Source organism: Enhygromyxa salina (assembly GCF_002994615.1).
Classification (GTDB): Bacteria; Myxococcota_A; Polyangia; order Nannocystales; family Nannocystaceae; genus Plesiocystis; species Plesiocystis salina_A.
Genome location: NZ_PVNK01000148.1, coordinates 1 through 23,272 on the forward strand (window position 1 = coordinate 1; position 23,272 = coordinate 23,272).

Genomic DNA, 23,272 nt, shown 5'->3' on the forward strand with positions numbered 1-23,272 from the left:
CTCCCGCCCCCGCCCCCCGACGGCGAACTCGACCACGTCGAGGTCCTGATCAGCTACGCGGACTACGTCAAGGAAGAGATCGCCGAGGACACCGACAAGCGAGCCAAGACCGCCTGGCGACGGGGTCCCCGCGGCCCCTACCCGGTCAAGGTCCCCCTCGACCCCAAGGTGCTCTCCAGCCGCGAGGGCATCCGCTGGCCCGACAGCACCTCGCTGCGCCTGCGAGGCGAGCTGCGAAGCACGGACATCGACGGCCTCCCTGACGGCGCCCGCGTACTCAGCCTGTTTTTGGTCAACGAGCGCCGCCCCCTCGAGCGCGACCGCGACCTCAACTTCATCTTCCAGGTCAAGCTGACCATGCGCTACGCCGCCGGCTTCCTGGCCCGCCCCAACCGGCGAGGCGAGAGCGCCGACGACAGCGACCAGCGCGTGCTCGCCCTCATGTTCCGCGACCGCTTCGAATGGGCCGTCGGCCACAACACCAGCGTCGAAGCACCCAAACCCGACGACGACGGAGAGGTCCGAGAGCTGCGGACCACCCAGCTCCCTCGCCACGAGGTCCGCGACGTCAAGCACGAGGCCGTGCCCGGCATCGTGACCGAGATGGAACGCCTCGCGCAGCTGGACGGCGTCGGCCTGGGCAGGGCCCTCTCACCGCTGGTAGAGGCCTACGAAGGGTGGATCGAGAAGCAGCGCCGCGCACAGCTCGACCGTGACGAGCTCGAGCAGACCCGCGATGGGCTGATGGGCGAGGCCGACCGGGTTCGAGACCGGATGCGCGAGGGCATCCAGCTGTTGGCCACCGACGATGAGGTGCGCGAGTCGTTTCAGATCGCCAACCGCGCCATGCACATCCAGGCGCTCCAGGCCGACAAGTGGCGAGAGGACAAGCGCTACACCAAGGGCAAGAAGCCCAAGTGGCGCCCCTTCCAGCTCGCCTTCGTGCTCATCAACCTCGCCTCCGTCGCCGACCCCGCCGACAAAGACCGCCGCGTAGCCGACCTCATCTACTTCCCCACCGGAGGTGGCAAGACCGAGGCCTACCTGGGCCTGATCGCCTACACGCTGATCTTGCGACGGATACGCGGCAAGGCTCGCCCCGATGAGGGGCGCGGCGTCGCTGTCATCTTGCGCTACACGCTGCGGTTGCTGACTCTCGACCAACTCGGCCGCGCGGCCACCTTGATGTGCGCGCTCGAGGAGCTTCGCCGCCGCAAGCCCAAGCTGCTGGGCAACACTCGCTTCTCGGTCGGGCTGTGGGTCGGCAAGAGCGCGACGGCCAATCGGCTCAAGGAGGTCCACCAGACCCTCCACGACTTCACCCCTGGTCGGACCGACTCGCCCTTCCCGCTGCCCACCTGCCCCTGGTGCGGCGCGGACATCAAGATCCACAACATCAAGCTCGTCGACGCCAAGGGCAAGCCGAGCAAGACCAAGTACATTCGGGCCGTCGTCTACTGCGACGACCGCGACTGCCTGTACACCGAGCGCAAGCGGCCAGGCCAGGGGCTGCCTGTCCTGTTCGTCGACGAGCAGATCTACAAGGAGCTCCCAGACTTCCTCGTCGCTACCGTCGACAAGTTCGCAATGATGCCCTGGCGGGGCGACGCGGGCATGTTGTTTGGACGTGCCTCACACCTCGACGACGGCCGCGCCTACGGGGTGATGCACGATCCGCCCAAGGGCGCCCGACCGCTGACGCAGGGCCTCTATCCACCCGAGCTGATCATTCAGGATGAGTTGCACCTCATCTCGGGCCCCCTCGGTACCATGGTCGGGCTCTACGAGACCGCGATCGACTATCTGTGCGCGCGAAAGATCGATGGGGAGACGCGCGTGCCCAAAGTCGTCTGCTCGACCGCGACGGTGCGACGGGCACGCGAGCAGATCCGTGCTCTGTTTCAGCGAGAGATGGCGATCTTCCCGCCGCGTGGGATCAACGACGGCAACAACTTCTTCTCGACGATCAACGACAAAGACCCGGGCCGCATGTACATCGGCGTCGCCGCGCCTGGCCGGGCCTTGCGTGCGGTCTCCGTGCGCACCTACGCCACGCTCCTCGCCGCCGCACAGAAGCACTTCGACCCCAAGGGCGCGCTCGACCAGCCCGCCGACCCCTACATGACCCTGGTTGGCTACTTCAACTCGCTGCGCGAGCTCGGCGGCATGCGCCGCCTCGTAGAGGACGAGGTCAGGACCCGCGTCGCCGACTTCGCGGACGGAGGCTACGCCAAGCGCCCCCACTACTTCGTGGGTCCACACCCGTGGGCTGCCAACCGCAAGCTCACCCTACCTGCGGAGCTAACCTCGCGGGAGTCGACCGATCGGATCAAGGAGACCAAGCAACGGCTCGGCGCTCGCCGGGCCGACCCCAACACCAACAAGGAGCGGGGAGGCGAGCCCCTCGACGTCGTGCTCGCGTCCAACATGATCTCCGTTGGCCTCGACGTCGACCGCCTCGGTCTCATGGTGGTCACCGGCCAACCCAAGACCTCCAGCGAGTACATCCAGGCCACCAGCCGCGTCGGGCGCAACTACCCCGGCCTGGTCGTCACCTGCCTCAACGCCTCACGCCCACGCGATCGCTCCCACTACGAGCGCTTCGTCGCCTACCACGAGAGCTTCTACCGCGAGGTCGAGGCGACCAGCGTGACCCCCTTCTCGATCCAGACCCTCCAGCGCGGGATGGTCGGTACGCTCTTGTCGATGATCCGCCACGGCATCCTCGAGATGGCCGGGCCAACCGGAATGATGCACCTGCACGACAACCGGTCTAGGGCCGACAAGATCCTCGAGGCGCTCGTGACCCGCGGCCGCAAGCACCGCGAGTGGTACGACGACGACGCAGAGAAGCGGATCCGGGATGAGCTGCGCGCGCGCGGCAAGCACTTCCTGGACGCATGGGAGCGCGTCGTCGAACGGGCCAACACGGCGACAGTCAACCGAACCTACAGCGTGATGGATCGCGCGAGGGACGAGGGGACCTCCGTGATGTTCACCGCCACCGATGATCCCCCCGACGATCTCGATGAGCGGCGCTTCATGGCGCCCACCTCGATGCGTGACGTCGAGCCCAACACCCACATCTGGATTCGCTTCGCTCAACTGGACGAGAGGCGCTGATACTGATGGCTCGCTACAAGAAGACCAAGGGCAGCGCCCCCAAGCGGGCCGACGGCCAGATCCGCCAGAGCCAGATGATCACGACCTACGGACCCGGCGCCATGGTCGACCTCGTCAATCGTTCGGTAGTGATCGGCGGCCTCGAGCACTGGGGCTACGGCAGGGATGGCTTTGACGCACTCGACGACGCTCGGCTGCGGCGCTCGCTGATCCCCCGACTCAAGGCCCTCGATCCCAACCTCGACCTGGCGCCCTCGGGCTACTTCCGCATGGCCCCCGAGTGCGACCACATGGATGCCTCGCCGCGCGTCGGGGTGCGGGCGCTGGAGTTTCCCCGTTGGTTCGTCTGCCAGGGCTGCCGACGCCTGGCGCGGGCGGCCGAGGGCTTCGAGCAAAAGTCGGGCCGCTATCGCCACCAATGCTCGCGCAACAAGACCGCCCACGCCGTGCCCGTTCGCTTCGTAGCCGCGTGCAAGCGCGGGCACCTCAGCGACTTTCCCTGGGCCTCTTTTGCCCACGAAGAGGGGATCTGTGATCGGCCTGAGCTCTACTTGATCGAGGGGGCCACTGGCGACGTGGCGCGCATCATCGTGGAGTGCCGCAACTGCGACAGCCGACGACCGCTGAGCCAGGCGACGGTCCTCCCCTTCGAGTGCTCTGGTGACCGGCCCTGGCTCGGTGGGCGGGCCGCCAACGAGCCCTGTAGGCTCAAGCTCAAGCTCCTCGTGCGCACGGCTTCCAACGCCTATTTCGCCCAGGTCGTCAGCGCGGTGCGTCTGCCGGAGCCCGACCCCGATCCACTGACGCTTCGACTGCGGCAAAAGGATATCTGGGACATCCTTCAGCACGCGACCAGCATCGAGCAGGTTCAGTCCTTCGCCGGGATTCCACGTATCGCCAGCGCGATCGAGGGACACAGCATGGAGAAGGTGTTCGCGGCACTCGAGAAGGAGCGTGGGGCGGGGACGACCGCGTCAGAGCGACCGCTTCGATCGGCGGAGTACGAGCGCCTGACGAATGCCCCTACCGAACGACCTGGGCTACTGGCTGACGAGGGCGCCGAATTCGCCGCCTTCGAGATCCCACCGGAGCGTGCTGATCTACCGGCCGGAGCTCAGCGGCTCGTGATTGTCCCTGAGTACCGTGAGATCCGGGTGCAGGTGTCGTTCAGCAGGTTTGACTCGGTGAGCGCCAACCTCCAGGGCGAGTACGACTATGGACGCTACTCGGTGCATCCAGCTGTCTTGACCCTGCCCACCGGAAACGAGAAGTGGCTGCCCGCGGCCGAGGTCCGCGGTGAGGGGGTGTTCTTCGAGCTGGATCTCGACGCGGTCATCGACTGGGAGCAACGAGACGAAGTCAAAGAGCGGACCGAACTCTTGTTGCGAGCCTTCGAGGCCGATGGTCGTGGAGACGATTTTCCGGGCGCGCGCTTTTACCTGTTGCACTCCCTGTCCCACCTCCTGCTCACCGCGGTCAGTCTCGAGTGCGGCTACGCTGCGAGCTCGATCCGGGAGAGGATTTATTGTGCACCAGCGGTCGACGACGAGGACAAGGGGATGGCCGGAGTGCTCCTGACGACCGGGACCACGGGCTCCGAGGGCACGCTGGGTGGACTGGTCGAGGAGGGACGCCGACTGCGACATCATCTGCGACAAGCATGGGAGCTTGGGCGCCTGTGCTCCAACGATCCTGTCTGCGCTGCCCACGACCCGGCCGCCGAGGCCAGCGATAGGCGCCTCGAAGGAGCTGCTTGTCATGGGTGCCTGTATGTCGCCGAGTGTTCCTGCGAGCGCTTCAACCGCTACCTCGACCGCGCGCTCGTGGTCCCGACGATCGGCAACGACCCCGCGCTCGCGTTTTTCCGGGAGCGACCATGAGTGGGGGTCTGACCGCCGTCAGCAACGCCAGCCTCGAACGGCTGCGCACGGGGCTCGAGATCGGCCGACTTCGCGCACCGCTGACACGTTCTGAGCTGGTCGCGTTTGGGGTGCGAGAGCAGCTGGACGCGCTCACGGCTGCGTTGGGGGGCCACTCCCGCGAGGCGTGTCTGTCGATTGTGGACGCGGTCCTGGCTGAACGAGAGAAGCTCGAGCGGCCAGCCCCGGAGCTCGTGTGGACCGGGCCTGAGGGCAGCAACCCCACCGCACGGGACACCGCAGTTGTCTTGCGGACGCTGTTCGAGGGCGCTCAGGATCGCATCGTGCTCGCGGGCTACAGCTTCTACAATGCTCCGGCTGTGTTGGGGCCGCTCTACACGTCGATGAAGCGACGCGGTGTGAAGGCGACCTTCTTCGTGCAGGTCGACCAACTCGAACACGCCGTCGCCGATCCCGATGCCTACGGTCAGGCTGAGCTGCAGGAGTTCATGGACAAGAACTGGAAGTTCGGCGCGCCCTATCCCGAGGCCTACTGCGATCGACGTGCGCTGCGGCCTGGGCCGCCCTGGAGCAGCTTGCACTCCAAGTGTGTAGCCGTTGACGGTCAGCGTGCCTTCGTGTCCAGCGCGAACTGGACCCGGCGGGCTCAGGAGAGGAATTTCGAGACCGGCGTGTTGCTCCACGACTCGACCTTTGCCAAGCACCTCGAGCGTCAGTGGCTGGGCCTGATTGCGGCGAACCTAGTGTTACGGTGGAGTCCACAACCCTGATAAGGTAACCATGTCAAGTCCCAGGAGGATAGTACTCGACAAGTACTCTGATTTCCTTACCCCGCTCACCGTGAATGTGACCGAGGATACCGAACTTCCGATCGCCCAAGAATACAAGAGTCTCCTCTCGCCCTCGACTTTTACATTCTGCGTTGACGATGCCCTCAAGCGCGCTGTTCGACACCTTTACATTACAGATGATGAAGTCGGCAAGAACAGCCCTCCAGCAAAAATCGTGGCTGACTGGCTTCACATGCTCCGCTGGGAAGCTCAGACTTTCTGGACTTGCAAGTCCACGCTCGATGACGAAGTCGGAACTCGGACGTATTCTTCTGAGCACCCCCGGAGGGTGGGGGAACTCATCGCGGAAGGAGTTGCGATTCTCTTGCTTGAGGAGCGCCTGAGCATTTCGGCCAACCGTTTCTACTTTTATCGAAGCAATGCAGCTCGCCCGGACTTCCTTGTTGAGCCGGGCGGAGGAGCTCTAGCTACGGCGGCGGTGACGGGCAAGGGCCATCGTCTTGCCCTCGAATGCCGGAGTCGGGATTCGTGGGCCAGCATACACAAACGAGACCGAGCTCAACTCCAGCGGAAAAAATCTGTCGCTGTCAAGAAGAGCAAAGGGTTTAGGACTTACTACCCCCGCCCATTTTCGAGTGTAGTGGCAGTCTACCTATCCTACGGGCCTCGATTGACCCGCCTTATTGTTGGAGATCCAGAAAACACGAGCGCCTCACATGTCGGAGACAGTGAGCTTCAAAAGATCATAATCAGCCACTACGTTGGACTAATGGGGCGGATTGGGATGTGGGAAAGCCGTGCGTTCCTTCTCGCAGTCCTCGACAATGCACCCGAACCAGAACTCGCGCGCCTACGGGACAAGGCTCTGGCGGCAAGCCGAAACCTGCCGAAGTTTACCCATCACCAGGATACGTACATAGGACGTTTTTACAGTCCTCTAGTTTCAGATTGGGTGCGCGAGAACCTCACACGGGCAGACGTCCTGCGCACACTTGAGAGCCGTAGCTTCGACTTCTTCTTCCTCGGCCTATCGCAGCAAGTTTGGGAGATGTTACTAGATCGTGAATTGGATGGCCTGATGACATCCGAAGCCCGGTGGCTGGCCGGTGAGGGGTCTCAAGCCACAAGTGATGGTGGTCTGATGGTCGAAGATGTTGGTGACTTCGAGGAGGAAGATCAGGAGATAATTGCGCGAGCAATAGCGACGGAGTGGGACCTTCCAACGCGGGACGAGCCAACCGAGTAAGTACGGCTAGCCGTCAAGAGCAGGTGGCGCCAGCTGCTCGAGCCGCCTACTTGGAGTTGAACTCGCCTGCACCTCTGTTGGGTCTTGGTGCTGTGGGTGTGCTGTGAGTCTGCGCCAACAGCCTCCGTCCCCCGGAACTCCAGGGCACCAGACGGGACGAGAAACCCAAACAATTCCAACGGGATGCGTGCCAAGTCCGCGCCATCATTCACGTTCTTCGCACCCCGCTGGAGACCCTAGCAGGGTCTACCGACCTGCCGAGATCAGCCCTTGGGACCCTTGTAGCTTTTGATCCCTCACCCAAGAAGGAGGTTTGAGTCGCACGACACGAGGTCCGCGGGGAGCACCGACGCCCGCCGACGGTGACCTGCGTCTGCCCTGCGCCACTCGCCGCCGCTCAGCCCGCAGCGCTTGATCAAGGGCTAGCCGCTCGCGCTCAGCCTCCTCTACCGATGGACATCACATTGTCGTCAACGGCGTCGAGCCGTGGGCCTGCCTGTGTGACGTCTTGACGCGGATCGCCGATGGGTGGCCGCAGGAGCGCTGGCTGAGCTGCTGCCGCAGAACTGGTCGCCGGACACCGTCGCTTCGGCAGCCTGAGGAGGTCGGGCCTGGGCGCTCGAGCGCGAGCACGCTCTGGCCGAGGCTCAGCAGCGTCGTGCCGAGGTCGGGGCCCAGAGCCTCGAGCTGCGGAGCTGGGCGCTGCCACATGCTCCGTGCGTCTGCAAGATGCCTTCACCGTCACCTTACACCGAGCAAGCCCCTCGGGCCGCTCCGCGACAAGTAGCTCGAGTAGTTCGGTGAGGCTCATGCGGTCCTCCAGCCGGGGCTCCAGACCCTCGGCGTGGATGGCCTCCAGACCGCGGCCCGCCTCGATGAGCCGATCGAGCACGTTCTGCCACGGCTTCTCGGGCGCCAGGCGTGTTGGTTTGTGTCGCACAGCTCCAGCGTCGAGTACAGCCAGCCCTCGTGCTCGCCGAGATCGTGCACGCGGCAGATGTCGTTGGGTTCGGCGCGGTTGAGCTCGCCGAGGATCGCCGCGAAGCCGGCCTTCTTGGAGCTGCCGAGCGCGCTGCGTTTCTTGGGCTTGGGCATGGAGACCGGTGACGATGGTACGACGGTCACGGGCAGGGCGACCAGAGCGAAGACGAGCCACAGAGCCCCCGGAGACCCGAGTTTCGGGCGCCCGGGTGTCGACCCCCGAGTTGACGAGGTTGATGGCCGACGTTTGGGTATCGAGCACGATCATCTTGGCTTATGATACCGAGATGACTGGAGCTGTGTCGGGGGAGCTCAGCCCTCGAATCCCAAGAACGCTCGACGAGCGAGGCGGTCATCTGTCTGCCTTGTTCCGCTGGCAGTCGGGCAAGCGCTCCCAGCTGGAGAACTTCTGTACCGAGGCGTTGGCTTCGGCGATCGTCTCGCAGCCGGGGCCCTTTCTCGACCTACTCGAGTGCGCCGAGATGCTGCCGGCGCAAGTCACGGCCGCCCAGGTCGAGGAGCTCCGCGTCTCGACGCAGGGGCCGACCGAGACTGGAAAGCTCGTCGACCTCCAGCTCACCCTCAGGCTCGCTGGTGGCAAGCGGGCTGCGGTGTGGATCGAGGTCAAGGTCGGAACTGGGCTCCGCACCGGGCAGCTCGAGTCGTACGCCAAAGAACTCGAGCGCGTGCACGGTGGCGAGCCATGGCGCCTGTTGGTGTTGAGCTGCACCCCCGAGGGGCCAGCCCGAGACAACCTTCGTTGGCAACAGGTACGCGCGATGATCCCCGCCGACGCCCACTCACACTGGCTCGATCTACGGGTGTTCTTGGAGGAGAAGCAGGTGGCCGATATCTATGACGAGGGGTTGACCGTTCACGAGTTTGCCATGGTCGACCCGGCACGGGTCGTGCTGCGCAAGGTCGCGCGGGCCATGGCCGAGCTCAGTCGAAGGCTCGCCAAGGCGAAGCAGGGAGGACAGTCGGCCCTGTGGCCGAAAGGCTTCCCCAACAAGGAGCAGAAGATCCTCAACCTGGTCGCAACGACCTTCCGCCGTGGCTCGGGCTTCGTCATCGGCGGTTACCGGGTCGGGCCTCGACTTCAACTTGGCGTCCGCGCCACAAGCGAGGGTCCCGAGGCATTCGTGATGATCAAGACCCGAAAGTCTCACGTCCAAACGCGCAAGAAGGTCTGGGCGGTCCTCGACACCATCGCCGAGCCGACCTTCGGACTGGTCGACGCTGGTCCGATGGAGGCTCGTGGCGTCAGCCTCGCACTGGCAAAGCTGAGCACCCAAGACGAACTCGTCGGTTGGTGGTTCGGGAAGCTCGAGGTGCTGGCCGACGCAGGCGCCCTCGAGCTGTGTGGGGGGAGCATCAACACCGCTGAAGCTGATGAGGCTGATGAGGCTGATGAGGACGGTGAAGACGAGAGCTGACTCGACCGAAACTCGGCTACGCTCCCGCTCTGGACCTGCCAGCGCATCGCCCGGCCGCGAGCGGCCTCTCCCCAAGGTTGCGCCACACTGTCGGGCGTGAGCGACGAAGCCAGGCGTATCTTCGAAGCTGCGATGCAACTCCCCGACGCGGAGCGTGCTGCGCTCGCCTCTGTGCTCAAGGACAGCGTTGGCGACGGGTCCTCGCTCGAGGAGATCGAAGCGGCCTGGATCACGGAGGCGGAGCGACGGCGCGAAGAGCTACGGGCAGGACGAACCACAGCCGTGCCGTGGCAGGACGTTCGTCGCGAGATCTTCGACATGGTTGAGCGCGCCCGCGCGCAGCAAGCCACTGGTTGAGCATGCGCGTGGACTTGTCGCCCCGAGCGAGGGCGGAGGCCATGGAGGCGACGGCTTGGCACCTCGAAGAGGGAGGGATCGATGTCGGGCTTCGCTTCGCGCAGGAACTCGATCACACCTTCGCTCGAATCGCCGCGAACCCGCTCGCGTGGACAGAGCTCAAGCCGCGCATGCGGCGGACACGGACCCCCACGGCACCAAACGGCACGAGAACCCCAGGCAATTCCAACGGGACACGTGCCAATCCCGCGCCATCGTTACGCTTCTTCGCACCCCGTCACAGACCCTAGCAGCCCGTGGTGCAATGCATCGTGTCGCCTCGCGCCGGAATGTTCGCCGAGGGCGCGAAGCCAAAACGCCGCTGTACCGGGCGTACTGCGAATTTTGGCGACAAAGCCCTCGGCGAAAAGGCCAAGCGAGGCGGCGCGAGGCATTGCACCACGGGCTGCTAGCAGTCTCTAGCGACCCTCCGCGTCCCCGGGCTTCACGGATAGACGGATAGTGGTAGACAGCGCCGGCATGACGGATCCGAGCTACCTCGAGGCCCTCGAATTCCTCGCCACGCTGCTGCCCGAGCTCGCGGCGTCCGAGGCTGAGACCCCCGTCCGCCCGCCGCTGCCGCTGGCCGAGGCGGCCGCGCTGGTCCCCGCGATCTCCGACGACGGCCGCCCCCTCAGCGAGGTCCTCGCGACCTTGCGCGAGCTGGCCCTGCGCACGCCCCTGACGACGACGCCGCGCTTCTTCAACCAGCTGTTTAGTGGGCGCGACCCCGCGGCCACGGCCGCCGAGATGCTCGCCGCGCACCTCAACGTCTCGATGTACACCTACAAGGCCGCGGGCCCGATGGTCCTGGTCGAGAACGCCCTGCTCGACCACATGCTCGGCGTCGCGGGCTTTCGCGCGGGCGAGGGCACCTTCACGACCGGCGGCTCGCTCTCGAACCTGCTCGCCGTGGCGATCGCCCGCAACGAGGCCCAGGCCCGCGGGGGCGAGGCCCGACAGTGGGCGCTCTACACCTCGAGCGCGGCCCACTACTCGATGCCCAAGGCGGCCTCGATCCTCGGGCTCGGGCGCCAGGCGGTGCGCAGGATCGAGGTCGACGAGCAGGGCCGGATGCGACCCGAGGCGCTCGCGGACCAGCTCCGCGCCGACCTCGAGCGCGGCGTCCGGCCCGTGATGATCAACGCGACCGCGGGGACCACGGTCATGGGCGCCTTCGATCCGATCGAGGCCCTCGCCGACATCGCCCACGAGCACGGGATCTGGATCCACGTCGACGGCGCCTTCGGCGGCTCGCTGCTGCTCCACGAGCGCGGGCAGCAGCTGTTCGCCGGGCTCGAGCGCTGCGACTCGCTGACCTGGGACGCGCACAAGATGATGGGCGTCCCCCTGACCTGCTCGGCGCTGCTCCTGCGCGAGCGCGGGGCCCTCGAGCGCCACCTCGGCGAGGACGCCGACTACCTGTTCCAGACCCACGGGCCGGAGGTCAATCCCGGCCTCCGCTCGATCCAGTGCGGCCGCCGCAACGACCCGCTCAAGCTGTGGGCGGCCTGGCAACGCCACGGTGACGCGGGCTATCGCGCGCGCCTCCAGCGGCTGCTCGAGCTGCGCGACCACGTCGTCGCGCGGATCGACCAGCACCCCGAGCTGTGCATGCGCCACACGCCCGAGAGCCTCAACGTGTGCTTCGAGATGGCCGGCGTGTCGAGCGAGGAGCTGTGCGCCCAGCTCAACGCCCGGGGTCTCGCCGTCGTCGGGCATGGCCAGGTCGGCGAGCGCTCGACGGTCCGCCTGGTGCTCATCAATCCCGCCCAGACCGAGGCCGTGCTCGACGAGTTCGTGACCAACTTGGTCGCGGTCGGTATCGAGCTCCGAGACGCTTGACCGCTCACAGCCAGGCCTGCGCGCTGAGATTTTCGGCGTGAGGTTCGCTACATAACCATCACGGGTCTGGTCATGGCGTGAATGGTCATGTCCCACATTGCGCACCTCGAGATCACGCTCCGAGCGCGCCCGTGAAACTACATGTAGGAGCCAAAGCGACACGCATTGCCATGAGAAGCAGGCCCCTTCTATCTAGATACTTTAGCTACACCCCTGGTGATAAGTTAACTGTTCTTAAGAACATCACTGTGCTCGATTTCGACCGAAAATGCCACACCACTGATGTTGACTACAGAGCCCAACCTCGGCGCCAGGATAGACGAAAACCACCGATGTGATATCAAGCCGCGGCCTCGAGACGGTCAAATTCAGCCGTTCAAGGCCATTTCTACGTCTTCGGTGATCGTCCGCGGTTCACGCACCCTCGGCTCATCTTCAGCACTGGCCCAAGCTGCCCCACCAGCTTGCCAGTATGACGAATGGGATCACGACTGCACGCATTTTCCGCACTTCCTTCGAGATACGCGTAATGAGCGCACATTTAGATATCGCGATTCTCGACGTCGACGGGACCCTCAAACCGGGGGCGCTCGGAATCGAGCTTCTGGGTGCGCTCCTCGAGGCCGGGGTCTGTGACCCGAAGCCGGTCGACGCGGTCCTCGAGGTCCTGAGCGAACACCGAGGCGGCCAGGTCGAGTTTTCGACGATGGCCGCCCGGGCCTACTCGGCCTACGCCCGCGCGCTCGCGGGCCGCGAGGTCTCGACCGTCGAGCAGCTCGCCCGCGAGGTCTGGGCCGAGCGCCGCGCCGAGCTGTTCGCGTTCGTGCCCGAGCTGATCTCGACCCTCCGCGCCCACGGCTTCGAGCTCATGCTGATCTCGGGCAGCCCGATCGAGATCGTCAGGCCGGTCGCCGACGAGTTCGAGATCGCGGCGGCCCACGGCGCCGTGTTCGGCCGCGAAGAGGGTCGCTACACCGGGACCGTCGCCCTGTCGTCGGGCGTGCCCGGCGAGAAGGCCAAGATCTTCGCAGCCGCCACGCGCGGCCGCGAGCTGTGTGTCGAGCGTTGCTTCGCGCTCGGCGACTCGATCACCGACGCCGCCCTGTTCGAGCGCGTCGGACTTGCCCTGGCCTTCGAGCCTGGACCCGAGCTCGCGGCCCTCGCCAGCGAGCGCGGCTGGGCCACGGCGACCCGCGACGACGTCGTCGCGCGCACCCGCGCGCTCCTGAGCTCCCTGTCCCCGTCCAACCGCCCCATTTAACTCGCCATGCTTACTTCATCACTTGTCTGTGTCCGGGCCGTCCCCGCCCGTCCCGTCCTCGCCCGACCCGTCCTCGACGCTCGCGATCGCCTCGCCGAGCGGGTCCTGCACAGCATCAACGCCGAAGGAGCGATCCGCGGCGAGTGTGAGAGCCGCGTGCTCGAGTCGGTCCTGGCCCTGTGTCTGATGCAGCGCCTCGACGTCCACCCGGTCGCGCGCGAGCGCATCGTCGGCTACCTCCAGTCGCAGTGGTTCGAGCAGCGCCTCGATCCTTTCCACCACGCCCTGACCGCCAGCGTCTTGGGGTGGTCCGCGCAGGTCACCCTGCCCGAGGCCGTCAACGCCTACCTCGACGGCTTCGAGCACTTCACCTCGCGGCGCAAGCGGATCTTCTTCAACGTCGTGCTCGAGGCCGTCAGCGGTGAGGACCTCGCGCTCGGCCTGTCCGAGCGGGACTTCGCCACGGGCCCCAAGCACCAGCGCTGGGTCATGATGTTGATGCGCGCGCTCGAGGTCCTGTACTTCGTCGGCCGCGGCCAGCCCGAGCGAGTCCGCGACGCCGACCTCCGCGCGCTGCTCGAGACGACCGAGCCAGATCCCAACGGCACCTGGGAGCAGTACCTGCTCGGCCACCTCGTCGCGCTGCTGGCCCTGAGCCAGATCCCCAAGCACGCGGGGGAGGTCGTCCGACGCGTCGACCACCTGCTCGAGCACCAGCGGCCCGACGGCGGCTTCGCGTTCATCACCAGCATGGAGGTCTTCGCGACATCGACGGCCGGGCTCGGCCTCGTCGGGGCCGGCTGCGAGGCCGCGTCGCTCTACCCGGCGGGTGACTTCCTCGTCCGCCATCAGCAGCCCGACGGCGGCTGGGGCTACGCGATCGGCGTGCGCCAGACCGACATCGACGACACCTCCTACTGCGTCGAGTTTCTCCGCTCGCTCGATCCGCGCCGCTATCGCCACGCGATCTCCCGAGCCGAGCACTACCTGCTCGGGATGCAGAGCCCCGACGGCGGCTTCCCCACCTTTGTCACCGGCAGCAGCTCGGAGGTCGCGATGACCGCCGCCGCCCTCAACGCGCTCGCGCCCAGCAAGCAGCGCTACCCCGAGGTGCTGCGCCGCGGCATCAAGTACATCCTCGACAACCAGGCGCCCGACGGAACCTTCGAACGCAGCTGGAGCTGCGCCCACTCCAACGCGATCTTCCGCGCGCTGCTCGCGATCCAGGCCCTGCGCGAGGGCATGTCCGAGGCCGAGCGGGTCACGGCCGAGCGCCGCGCGATGTCCTACCTGCGCTTGTCTCAGAACAACGACGGCGGATGGGGCCACGTGATCGGCGACGAGAGCGACGCGATCAGCAGCGCGTATGCGCTAATCACGCTCAGCCACTTCGACGCCGAGTTTACGATCGGGCGCGGGGTCGACTACTTCATCCAGCAGCAACAAGGTAATGGCGGATACCTATCAAAACCTGATGGTTCAGGTCCACGGCCGATCGCGTACGACGTGCCGGTGCTCGCCGACAATTTTGCTCTAATTGCGCTCAACCATGTGATCTCGACCCATCCTCGAAAGTGATCAAAACAGACGATCTGATGACGACGCGCGCGCGCATTGTCTGGCAAACTCCCCCGGACGAAAGACCGGCAGCACGTGGCGGAGAGCGTCTTCAAATGGATCAAGGACGGCGGCCTGATGGTCGCGGTCAACACGGCGGGCAACCTCAACGATGAGGCTTGGGCCAGCTTCATGGCGGAGTTTGAAGCCGGTGACTACACCCACTACATCGGCGCGAGCCTCGGGGTCCTCGAGGTCACGGCGACACAGCGCAAGCAGGCCGCGGCCGCGATACGCCGCACCAAGGTCACCGTAGCGATCATCACCGACGACATGCTCGTGCGCGGAGTGGTCACGGCCGTCTCGTGGCTGGGCGCCAACGCCCAGTCCTTCCCGTGGAAGGACATCGACCGGGCGCTGGACAAGCTCGCCCTCGGCGATCGCAAGGACGGGGTCAAGCAGACCCTCAACCGGCTCCGCGACGAGGTCCTCGCCGAGGCCCAGGCCCGCAAGAAGCGACGGCGCGAGCTGCTCCATCGCCAGTGAAGCGCGGGCTCAGCGGGCGGTCACGGGGCCCTTTGTGTGCGGCTGCGCGCGCGGGTGGCGAAGACGACTCGGCGAGCTGAGCGAGGCTGGCCGCGCCAGGTCGTCACGAGCCTCGGTCGGCCGTGATCACCGACGCGGCATTTTAGCGGCACGCGCCATGCATCAAGCTTGGCCATGATCGTCGACGGCCTGCTCGAGATGCTGCAATCCCAAGGTGCCGACACCCTGATCCTTCAGCCGTCGAGCCCCCCGGTGCTCTCCCGCGCGGGCGAGCGACGAGCGCTCTCGATGCCCGGGCTCGGCCCAGAGATGCTCGCGGAGATCCTCGCCGAGTTCACGAACGACGCGGACAGGGCCGTGCTCGAGCGCGAGGGCTCGCTCGAGACGCAGCACGAGACCGGGAGCGGGCTCGAGTTTGCGGTTGCGGTCAAACCCGCGGGATCGAGCTACCAGCTGGTGTTCCGTTCGAACCGCGCGCCGGCGATCAGGGCCGAGACCGCGAGCGCGGCGGTCGAGCCTCCCCGCCTCACCTTGGCGCCAAGCGTGAAGCTCGAGCCCCGCGCGGTCCTTGCGACCCCGGCCGCCTCCCCTCCTCCGACGCTCGACGAGCTCGCGACCTCCACGAGCGTGGGCGGCGATCCGACCATCGACGGCCTGCTCGAGCGCGGCCTGCTCGAGCGCGCCTCCGACGTGCTGATCTCGCATGGCCGCAGCCCGCACCTGCGGATCGGCGGCGACCTGGTCGAGATCGGCGGCGCCGAGGTCAGCAGCGATCAGCTCCGCGCCTACTTCGGCGTGCAGTGGCCTCGCATCGCGCCCGCGCTCGCGGCCAGCGGCAGCGCCGACTTTGCGATCGAGCTCGGCTCCGGGCCCAACGCGCCGCGCTTTCGCGTCAATTTGTTTCGCCAGATCGGCGGCCTCGCGGCGGCCTTTCGCCCGATCCGCCGTGAGCTCCCGACCCTCGAAGAGCTCGGGCTCGGCGCCGAGCTCCACGCCCTCACCGCCTTTCGCCACGGCCTCGTGCTCATGACCGGCCCGACCGGATCGGGCAAGTCGACGACCCTCGTCGCGCTGCTCGAGCGCGTCAACCAGACCCAGCCCAAGCACATCATCACCATCGAGGATCCGATCGAGTACGTCTACCCGCCGGGTCGCGCCCTCGTCCACCAGCGCGAGCTCGGGGTCCACGTAGACAGCTTCAGCGCCGGGCTGCGGGCGGCCCTGCGCGAGTGCCCCGACATGATCCTGGTCGGGGAGATGCGCGATCGCGAGACCGTCGCCGCCGCGCTGACGGCCGCCGAGACCGGGCACCTCGTGCTCTCGACGCTCCACTGCTCCGACGCGAGCTCGGCCGTCAACCGGATCATCGACGTGTTCCCCGAGCACCGACAGACCCAGGTCCGCGAGCAGCTCGCCGCCTCGCTCCGCGCCGTCGTCACCCAGAGCCTAATCCCGGGGATCCACGCGCCCCGCCGCGTCGCTGCCTACGAGCTGATGAGGGTCAACACCCCGGTCGCCGCCAAGATCCGCGATGGCCGAGGGCACCAGCTGCGCAGCGAGATCCAAAAGGGGCGAAGCGACGGCATGATCCCCCTCGAACTCACCCTCGCGCGGCTGGTCCGCGAGCGGAGGCTGTCCGAGGAGGTCGCGCGGCGGACCGCCCACGATCCCCGCCTGTTCGACGAGCACCTGCGCAAGCGTTGATCGCTCGTCACGTGCATCCGCCCAAGAGAGTCAGCGGAAGCGCAAAGCCACTGTTCGCCGCGCTAGCAGCCCGGGGTGCAATGCATCGTGTCGCCTCGCGCCGGAATCTTCGCCGAGGGCGCGAAGCCAAAACGCCGCTGTACCGGGCGTACTGCAAGTTTTGGCGACAAAGCCATCGGCGAAAAGGCCAAGCGAGGCGGCGCGAGGCATTGCACCCCGGGCTGCTAGCAGCCCCCTCCGCTCACTTTGAATTCAGCGCTTGATTTCGGTCTAGAAGGTGATCCAGGCGAGGTCGCTGAAGTCGTCGAGGCTCGAGGCCTTCAGGCCCAGCTCGGACACCGTGTAGAGCGAGTCCTCGATGACGATCGAGCGCCGCGGCTGCGCGGCCCAGTACTCATCCATGGGCGCCGGGTGCCCGATCGCCGCGAGCTCCTCGATGCCGGTGTCAGGGTCGACGCGCAGGGCCATCACCCCAGTGAAGACCTCGTCGATCTGCTCTTCCCAGCTCCACACCGTCATGGGGAAGACGGCGAGGCTCTCGGGCTGCCAATACAAGAAGGCGTGGTGATCGTACTCGGCCTCGGAGTACCCCTCGGCGAGGGTGTACTGGTGCGTGCGTACCGGGGCGGCGAGGTCGCTGACGTCGAAGATCGAGACCTGGGTGCCCAGGGTCTGTCCCCCATCGGTTGCGTCTTGGCCGATGCCGATGAGGTGGGTGTCGTCGATCGGGTGCAGGTAGGCGGAGTAACCGTTGATGTGTAGCTCGCCGAGGACCGCGGGGGCCGTGGGATCGGACAGGTCGACGGTGTACAGCGGGTCGGTCTCGCGGAAGGTGACGACGTAGGCGACCTCGCCGACGAAGCGGACCGCGTAGACGCGCTCGCCCGCTCCGAGCCCACCGACTTGGCCGGTGAGCACCAGCTCGCCGTCCTCCTCGTGGAGCACGGTGACGAAGCTCTCGCTCGGGTTCTGCTCGTCCCAGGCGAAGCCGTCGGTCGACGCGACGCGCAGCTGACCTTCGTGCTCGGACATCGCGAACTGGTTCAGCAGCAGGCCCCGAACCTCACCGGAGGCCACGTACTCGCTGCTCGTGGGATCGCTGGTGTCGAACTTGTGCACGTAGCTGGTGAACTCGGGCTCCTCGCTGGCACGAAAGCCGTTGGGGTCGCCTTCGCCACCCGCGCCCTCGCCCTGGTTGGGCACCTCTTCGACGACGGCGTCACCGCCACCCGCGAACAGCTCGCCGTACCAGGGGTGGGTCGCGACGTAGAGGTTGTCCTGGGAGGCGTAGACCGTCTCGCCAGTCGAGAACACGCCGGTGCCATCCTCGACGGCCAAGTCATTCTCGAGCGAGATCGTCAGGACCGAGACTACGCCGAGTCCCGATGCCAGCCCCGGCCGCATGGCGTCGGAGCAGTCGTAGAGCAGGCCCATGCTGACCTCGCCGTCCACGTCGAGGACGTACTGGGGCAGCCAGTTCTCGGGGGAGGTCGAGGCGAGGACCGCCTCGTTGTGGGCCTTGGCCGCGGCCTTGGCTTCTTCTTCTTCGGTGAGCTCGCCGGCACGAAAGGGGTCGGGCTCGGGCTCGGGCTCCGGATCGCCAGTGTCGGGCTCGTCTGGGGGCGGCGGCTCGCCGGGCTCGGGCTCCGCCGTCGGGTTGCCTGGCTCGCTCTCGCCCTCGCCATCGCCATCATAGAACTCGTACCAGGACTTGAGCTCGAGGCCGACGGGCCACGAGCGCAGGACCACGCGGACGCTGTCGTCGACCATGCGCGCGCTGATCATGTCGGCGCCCACGGTCAGGGTCCGAGTGATCTGCATGGCGCCTGGATCGGAGAGATCGACCTCGATGAGCTGGGTGAGCGGGACCCAGCTGTACTCGCCCTGCCACAGCTCGGGCATCTCGACGAGCTCGGACTCCCACTGGTCGCTGCGCAGCATCACCAGGGCCTTGTCGCCGTTGAGGAAGAGCTGGGGATCCCAGCCGGCCGGCAGATCGAGCGACCCAAGCAGCTCGGGGACCAACCCGGAGGCATCGACGAAGTGGAGCTGGCCCTGGGCGAGGGCGAGGATTCGCTCCCCGTCGGTCTTGACCAGGTCGGGCTCGTCGACGCCCGCCTCCTGGACGTTGGTCTCGGAGTGGGCCGGGCCATTGGTGCCGGGTTCACCGTCACCGCTATCTTCACCAGCCAGGTCAGTCCCACCGAAACCACCGAGGTCGAAGATCTCGAAGCCGTACTCGCCGTTGGCGGTGTCGAGCATCTCGAGGGCGTGGGCCTGGGTGTAGGCCAGCATCGCGTTGCAGCTGTCGAAGCCGTAGAGCGCCCGGGGCTCGAGGGGCTCGGGCTCGGGCTCGGTGGTGCCGCAGCCAGTGACCGCGGCGACAGTGAGGATGACAAGGGGCGTCGCCAGGAATTTAGGGAGCAGGCCAGTAAAATTCATGCGCACAAGATGCTGCTTATCGCGCACACGGCAAACCGCAAAAGTTGCGCGGGCTGAAGTCGTGGATATGAAGGAAATGTCGCGCTCGTGATCGCTCTGGCTCTAGCAGCCCGGTTGCGCTCGATCTTCATTCGGTCTCACCTGGGTCTCAGTGGCCGTGCTCGACCTGCATGCGTCCTCGGCGAGTCGGCGGTCGAACCCGCAGCCAGGCGTGCAGCTCGACGGGGCGGCCAAGGTTGTGCCACAGCAGACGCGCGACGGGGTCGGTGCCGATGCCGAGCGAGGGGAACTCGACCCAGCAGTGGCTCAGGTCGACGACGCTGCCGACGACCAGGCGCCCGGGGGGGGGCAGGCCGCAGGCGCGGGCCGACGACCACGCGACCAGGCGATCGAGCGCGAGCCGGACCCCGCTGACATGCCCCAAGCGCCGGGCTTCGCGGTCGACTGGATCGGCACCAGGGCGCGGTGGGATGCGTGCCAAGCACACGCCACCATTGCGAAAATTCGCATCCCCCCGGCAGGCCTCCCAGCCCCTGTTCAGGGCTGTCGCAGCCGGCCCAAGATCTTCCCAGGCAGCCCCCACAACAAGCTCGCGCCCGGGTATCCGAGCGCGCGGAGGATCCCGACATACGCAAAGAACCCCGCGGGGACCACAAGCCCAAGCCCGACCACGCGCAGCGGCCACGCAAAGCCCACGCGCGCGATCCCCAGCTCGACCCCAAACCACGCCCCGAACACCGCGGCCCCGAGCGCCGCGTTGGCGAGCGCCAAGGCCCCGAGCTGGGCGAGCCCGACCCCCGGCAGCGAGCCGATCACGCGGGCGAAGCTCGTGCGCAAGACCAAGATGTTGGCGAGGGCCCCGAGCGCGGTGCCGAGGGCCAGCCCCGGCGCCCCGAGCACGCGGTAGGTCGCCGCGTTGAACACGATGTTGACGGCGACCGCGGCGAAGGAGGCGAGCAAGGGGATCCGCGGGCGGTCGACGCTGTAGAAGGCTGGCGCGAGGATCTTGACCAGCCCGTAGGGCAGCAGCCCGATCACGTAGGCGGCCAGGACCGTCGCCGTCGCCTTCGCCTCGGCGTCGGAAAACGAGAAGTACAGCACCCGGACGATCGGCTCGGCGAGCACGATCAGGCCGACCGTGCTCGCGCTCATCAACATCCACACCGCGCTGACGCCCTCGCCCGCGCTGGCCGCGAGCGCGCGGAGATCGTTGTTGGCCGCGTCTTCGCTGACCCGCGTGGTCGTGACCGTGGCCAGCGCGACCGAGAACACGCCGATCGGCAGGTAGAAGATCCGAAAGGCGTAGCTCAGCTGGGCGATCGGTCCGTCGCCGAGCGAGGCGGCGAAGCGGGTGTTGACGAAGATGTTGATCTGCACCGCCGCGAGCCCGACGACCGCGGGCGCCATCAGCCACAAGACCCGGCGCACGCCGGGGTGCGACGCGAGCCCGCGCAGGCGGGGGATCGGCCGGTAGCCGAGGCGCCACAGCGCGGGCAGCTGCACGCAGGCCTGGACGAGCCCGGCGCCGAGGGTGCCCGCGCTCCAGATCACGATCCCGGTCGCGTCGGCGGGGTCGAGGATCAACAGTGTGGCCCCGGTCAGGATGCTCGCAACGTTGAAGCTCGCGGGCGCCCAGGCCGGAGCCGTGAAGTGCTTCTGGGCGTTGAGCATGCCCATCCAGACCGCGCTCACGCTGATCACGGTCAGCAGCGGCATCATCAGGCGGGTCAACAGCGTGGCCAGGCGCAGCTTCTCGGCCGCCGCGGCCGGGCTCAGCTCGCCGCCCGCGAAGTCGTTGGCGATCAAGCCCACGAGCTCCTCGGCGAACACGACGCCGAGCACGCTGAGGGTCCCGGTCGTGAGCAGGACCCCGGCGAAGATCAGGTTGCCGAGGTGGTAGGCCGCGCGCTCGCCCTCGCCCTCGCCCCGCCCCTCGCCCTTGCTGACGATCTCGGCCAAAAAAGTCGGCACGAACGCGCTCGACAGAGCCCCCTCGGCGAACAGGTCGCGCAGGAGGTTGGGGATCCGAAAGGCGACCTGGTAGGCGTCGGCGATCGCCCCGACCCCGAACAGGTGAGCGAACAGGACCTCGCGCACGAGCCCGAGCACCCGCGACGCCGCGACGGCGATCGAGAGCTTGCCAGAGCTGCGCAGGGTCTCGGCCACGAGCGCTACGCCTCTCGCCTGCCGCCGAGCGCGGCCGGCCACAGGACCTCGACCAGGGTCAGGCCCTGGGCCGGGGCGGTCAGGCCTGCGCGGGCCCGATCGCCGTCACGCAGGAGCTCGGCGATGCGCTCGGCGCCAAATTGCCCGCGCCCGATCGCGACCAGCGTGCCCGCGAGGATCCGGACCATGTTCTTCAAGAAGGCGTCGCCGCGGACATCGATCTCGATCACCGCGGGCTCGTCGGGGTCGTCGATCCGCCCGGCGTCGTGGGCGAGGGGATCGAGCTCGGCCAGCGTCCGAACCCGGAGCTCGATCGCCCGCACGCGCCGGACCGTGGTCCGGGCCTGACAGTCCGCGGACCGAAACGCCCTGAAGTCGTGCTCGCCGACGAGCGCGGGCGCGGCGTCACGCATGCGCGCGAGCTCGAGCGGCCGCGGCAGGTGCCACTCGTAGCGCTCACTCAGAGGATCGCGCAGGGATGTGATCCGGAGACGGTAGCGATAGAGCTTGCCGAGGGTGTGAAAGCGCGGGTTGAGCGGCCGGTCGTCGGGCGCCTCGGCCGCCCAGGCCGCGAGCGCGACCATGTCCCGAGGCAGCTGCGCCGCGAGCCCGAGCAAGACCCCACGCGGGGGGATCTCGAAGGGCGGATCGAAGGCGACGATCTGACCGCGGGCGTGGACCCCGGCGTCGGTCCGACTCGCGCCGCGGATCTTGATCTCCCGCTTGTAGAGCCGCGCCAGCCCGGCCTCGAGCTCGCGCTGCACGGTCCGGACGCCAACCTGGCGAGCGAAGCCGTGGAAGTCGGTGCCGTCGTAGGCGAGGCGCAAGAGCATGGCCATGGGGCGCATGATGCCCCAGGCTGCTAGATTCCTGAATCCGGCCGCCGTGGACTTCCGCAAGACCTATTTCATCCTCCCCAACCTGTTCACGCTCGCGAGCGTGTTCTGCGGGCTCTACAGCATCGTGACCACCGCTCGGCTCGGCGAGCACGGGGGCGCGAGCGACGTCGACCTGCTCTACAAGGCCTCGCTGGCGATCGTGCTCGGGCTGCTGTTCGACGGGGCCGACGGTCGCATCGCGCGGCTGACCAAGACCCAGTCCGACCTCGGCGTCCAGCTCGACAGCCTCGCCGATGTCATCACCTTCGGGGTCGCCCCGGCGATCCTCGTCTACCGCTGGGGGCTGCTCGAGCTCGGTCGCGTCGGGCTGTTCGTGGCCTTCGTGTTCACCGCCTGCGGCGCCCTGCGCCTCGCTCGCTTCAACGTGCTCGCGATGCGCGAGGCCCAGGCCAAGCCCACCCCCGAGCCCGACGAGGCGCAGGCCGAGGCCGAGCCCGGGGCCGAGCTCTCCGCGCCCGCAGGCGCCAAGCAGAAGCCGGCCCAGTTCATCGGTCTACCGATCCCGATCGCCGCCAACATGATCGTCGCGCTGGTCCTCGCCAATCACGCAATCGGCGTGACCGAGATCAGCAACCACGCCGCGATCGCGGTGTTCGTGATCGTGCTGAGCTACCTGATGATCAGCCGGGTCCGGTTTCGCTCATTCAAGGACCTCACCCTCAACAAGCGCAGCGTGGCCGTGATCGTGCTGGTGATCGCGGTCGCGGTCCTGACCTTTGTGCGCATCAATGGCCCGGCGGTGCTCATTGCAATGTTGAGCTTGTTCGTAGTCCTCGGGCTCGCCGAGGAGGTCGTGTTTTATCGTCGGAGGCGACGCGAGGAGCGGGCGGAGCGGGGCGCCAACGAGCCCGACGACAGCGAGCGCGAGGTCCTCGAGGAGCTCGGGCTCGAGGCCGACGAGCACGGGGTCGGGCGAGCGGAGTCCTAGCAGCCCGGGGTGCAATGCATCGTGTCGACTCGCGCCGGAATGTTCGCCGAGGGCGCGAAGCCAAAACGCCG

Annotated in this window: 17 protein-coding genes; 12 read left to right on the forward strand and 5 right to left on the reverse strand. The window is 67.1% G+C overall.

Annotation, left to right across the window (positions count from 1 at the left end; all coding sequences use genetic code 11):
- From drmA to ENSA5_RS36015, 4 genes are all read left to right on the forward strand, one after another.
- Positions 1-3,123, forward strand: a 3,123-nt coding sequence (drmA, locus tag ENSA5_RS15590) for a DISARM system helicase DrmA (RefSeq protein ID WP_106392456.1), incomplete at its 5' end; no start/stop codon positions are given.
- A gap of 5 nt (positions 3,124-3,128) precedes the next feature.
- Positions 3,129-5,003: a DrmB family protein gene (gene drmB / locus ENSA5_RS15595; RefSeq protein ID WP_106392457.1), complete on the forward strand. Its 1,875-nt coding sequence runs from the start codon at positions 3,129-3,131 to the stop codon at positions 5,001-5,003.
- On the forward strand, positions 5,000-5,773 hold the full coding sequence (gene drmC, locus ENSA5_RS15600; RefSeq protein WP_106392458.1) for a DISARM system phospholipase D-like protein DrmC: 774 nt from the start codon (positions 5,000-5,002) through the stop codon (positions 5,771-5,773). Before drmB ends, drmC begins: the two co-directional genes overlap by 4 nt.
- A gap of 10 nt (positions 5,774-5,783) precedes the next feature.
- Positions 5,784-7,040: a hypothetical protein gene (locus tag ENSA5_RS36015; protein WP_146155730.1), complete on the forward strand. Its 1,257-nt coding sequence runs from the start codon at positions 5,784-5,786 to the stop codon at positions 7,038-7,040.
- A gap of 807 nt (positions 7,041-7,847) precedes the next feature.
- On the opposite strand, the gene ENSA5_RS36020 is transcribed toward ENSA5_RS36015, so the two are convergent.
- Positions 7,848-8,135: a hypothetical protein gene (locus ENSA5_RS36020; protein WP_146155731.1), complete on the reverse strand. Its 288-nt coding sequence runs from the start codon at positions 8,133-8,135 to the stop codon at positions 7,848-7,850.
- A 95-nt stretch (positions 8,136-8,230) separates the two neighbouring features.
- On the opposite strand from ENSA5_RS36020, the gene ENSA5_RS15610 reads away from it, so the two are divergent.
- The 7 genes from ENSA5_RS15610 to ENSA5_RS15645 all read left to right on the forward strand — a co-directional run bounded on the left by ENSA5_RS15610 (position 8,231) and on the right by ENSA5_RS15645 (position 16,766).
- Positions 8,231-9,457 carry a PDDEXK-like family protein gene (locus tag ENSA5_RS15610; protein ID WP_181197786.1) on the forward strand — a complete coding sequence of 409 codons (1,227 nt, stop codon included), beginning with the start codon at positions 8,231-8,233 and terminating at the stop codon, positions 9,455-9,457.
- 96 nt (positions 9,458-9,553) lie between these two features.
- Positions 9,554-9,814: an addiction module protein gene (locus ENSA5_RS15615; protein WP_146155733.1), complete on the forward strand. Its 261-nt coding sequence runs from the start codon at positions 9,554-9,556 to the stop codon at positions 9,812-9,814.
- A gap of 519 nt (positions 9,815-10,333) precedes the next feature.
- Entirely contained in the window at positions 10,334-11,698 is a 1,365-nt protein-coding gene (locus ENSA5_RS15620; protein ID WP_106392462.1) for a pyridoxal phosphate-dependent decarboxylase family protein, read from the forward strand.
- A 529-nt stretch (positions 11,699-12,227) separates the two neighbouring features.
- Complete coding sequence (locus ENSA5_RS15625) at positions 12,228-12,959, forward strand: HAD family hydrolase (protein ID WP_181197787.1); 732 nt, start codon at positions 12,228-12,230, stop codon at positions 12,957-12,959.
- Between the two features lie 6 nt (positions 12,960-12,965).
- The gene (locus tag ENSA5_RS15635; protein ID WP_146155734.1) at positions 12,966-14,537 is read left to right on the forward strand and encodes a prenyltransferase/squalene oxidase repeat-containing protein; all 1,572 of its coding nucleotides are present in this window, start codon (positions 12,966-12,968) and stop codon (positions 14,535-14,537) included.
- Between the two features lie 75 nt (positions 14,538-14,612).
- Positions 14,613-15,062: a hypothetical protein gene (locus ENSA5_RS15640; RefSeq protein ID WP_106392466.1), complete on the forward strand. Its 450-nt coding sequence runs from the start codon at positions 14,613-14,615 to the stop codon at positions 15,060-15,062.
- Between the two features lie 174 nt (positions 15,063-15,236).
- Entirely contained in the window at positions 15,237-16,766 is a 1,530-nt protein-coding gene (locus ENSA5_RS15645; protein ID WP_106392467.1) for a type IV pilus twitching motility protein PilT, read from the forward strand.
- A gap of 270 nt (positions 16,767-17,036) precedes the next feature.
- Here ENSA5_RS15645 and ENSA5_RS15650 read toward each other — a convergent pair whose 3' ends face one another.
- The 4 genes from ENSA5_RS15650 to truA all read right to left on the reverse strand — a co-directional run bounded on the left by ENSA5_RS15650 (position 17,037) and on the right by truA (position 22,213).
- Positions 17,037-19,208 carry a beta-propeller domain-containing protein gene (locus ENSA5_RS15650; RefSeq protein ID WP_146155736.1) on the reverse strand — a complete coding sequence of 724 codons (2,172 nt, stop codon included), beginning with the start codon at positions 19,206-19,208 and terminating at the stop codon, positions 17,037-17,039.
- A 148-nt stretch (positions 19,209-19,356) separates the two neighbouring features.
- Positions 19,357-19,632: a hypothetical protein gene (locus tag ENSA5_RS15655; protein ID WP_106392468.1), complete on the reverse strand. Its 276-nt coding sequence runs from the start codon at positions 19,630-19,632 to the stop codon at positions 19,357-19,359.
- A gap of 113 nt (positions 19,633-19,745) precedes the next feature.
- The gene (gene murJ / locus ENSA5_RS15660) at positions 19,746-21,374 is read right to left on the reverse strand and encodes a murein biosynthesis integral membrane protein MurJ (RefSeq protein WP_181197788.1); all 1,629 of its coding nucleotides are present in this window, start codon (positions 21,372-21,374) and stop codon (positions 19,746-19,748) included.
- 5 nt (positions 21,375-21,379) lie between these two features.
- A complete protein-coding gene (gene truA, locus ENSA5_RS15665) occupies positions 21,380-22,213 on the reverse strand; it encodes a tRNA pseudouridine(38-40) synthase TruA (RefSeq protein WP_181197789.1) in 834 nt (277 codons plus the stop codon).
- Here truA and ENSA5_RS15670 point away from each other — a divergent pair.
- Positions 22,206-23,201 (forward strand): CDP-alcohol phosphatidyltransferase family protein, encoded by a 996-nt coding sequence (locus ENSA5_RS15670; RefSeq protein WP_106392470.1) that lies wholly within the window; start codon positions 22,206-22,208, stop codon positions 23,199-23,201. The genes truA and ENSA5_RS15670 overlap by 8 nt on opposite strands.
- Positions 23,202-23,272: the final 71 nt, after the last annotated feature.

Coding starts and splice junctions, on each gene's coding strand:
- drmB (WP_106392457.1), top strand. CDS start 3,129: ATGGCTCGCTACAAGAAGACCAAGGGCAGCGCCCCCAAGCGGGCCGAC.
- drmC (WP_106392458.1), top strand. CDS start 5,000: ATGAGTGGGGGTCTGACCGCCGTCAGCAACGCCAGCCTCGAACGGCTG.
- ENSA5_RS36015 (WP_146155730.1), top strand. CDS start 5,784: ATGTCAAGTCCCAGGAGGATAGTACTCGACAAGTACTCTGATTTCCTT.
- ENSA5_RS36020 (WP_146155731.1), bottom strand. CDS start 8,135: ATGCCCAAGCCCAAGAAACGCAGCGCGCTCGGCAGCTCCAAGAAGGCC.
- ENSA5_RS15620 (WP_106392462.1), top strand. CDS start 10,334: ATGACGGATCCGAGCTACCTCGAGGCCCTCGAATTCCTCGCCACGCTG.
- ENSA5_RS15625 (WP_181197787.1), top strand. CDS start 12,228: ATGAGCGCACATTTAGATATCGCGATTCTCGACGTCGACGGGACCCTC.
- ENSA5_RS15635 (WP_146155734.1), top strand. CDS start 12,966: ATGCTTACTTCATCACTTGTCTGTGTCCGGGCCGTCCCCGCCCGTCCC.
- ENSA5_RS15645 (WP_106392467.1), top strand. CDS start 15,237: ATGATCGTCGACGGCCTGCTCGAGATGCTGCAATCCCAAGGTGCCGAC.
- ENSA5_RS15650 (WP_146155736.1), bottom strand. CDS start 19,208: ATGAATTTTACTGGCCTGCTCCCTAAATTCCTGGCGACGCCCCTTGTC.
- ENSA5_RS15670 (WP_106392470.1), top strand. CDS start 22,206: ATGGCCATGGGGCGCATGATGCCCCAGGCTGCTAGATTCCTGAATCCG.
- truA (WP_181197789.1), bottom strand. CDS start 22,213: ATGGCCATGCTCTTGCGCCTCGCCTACGACGGCACCGACTTCCACGGC.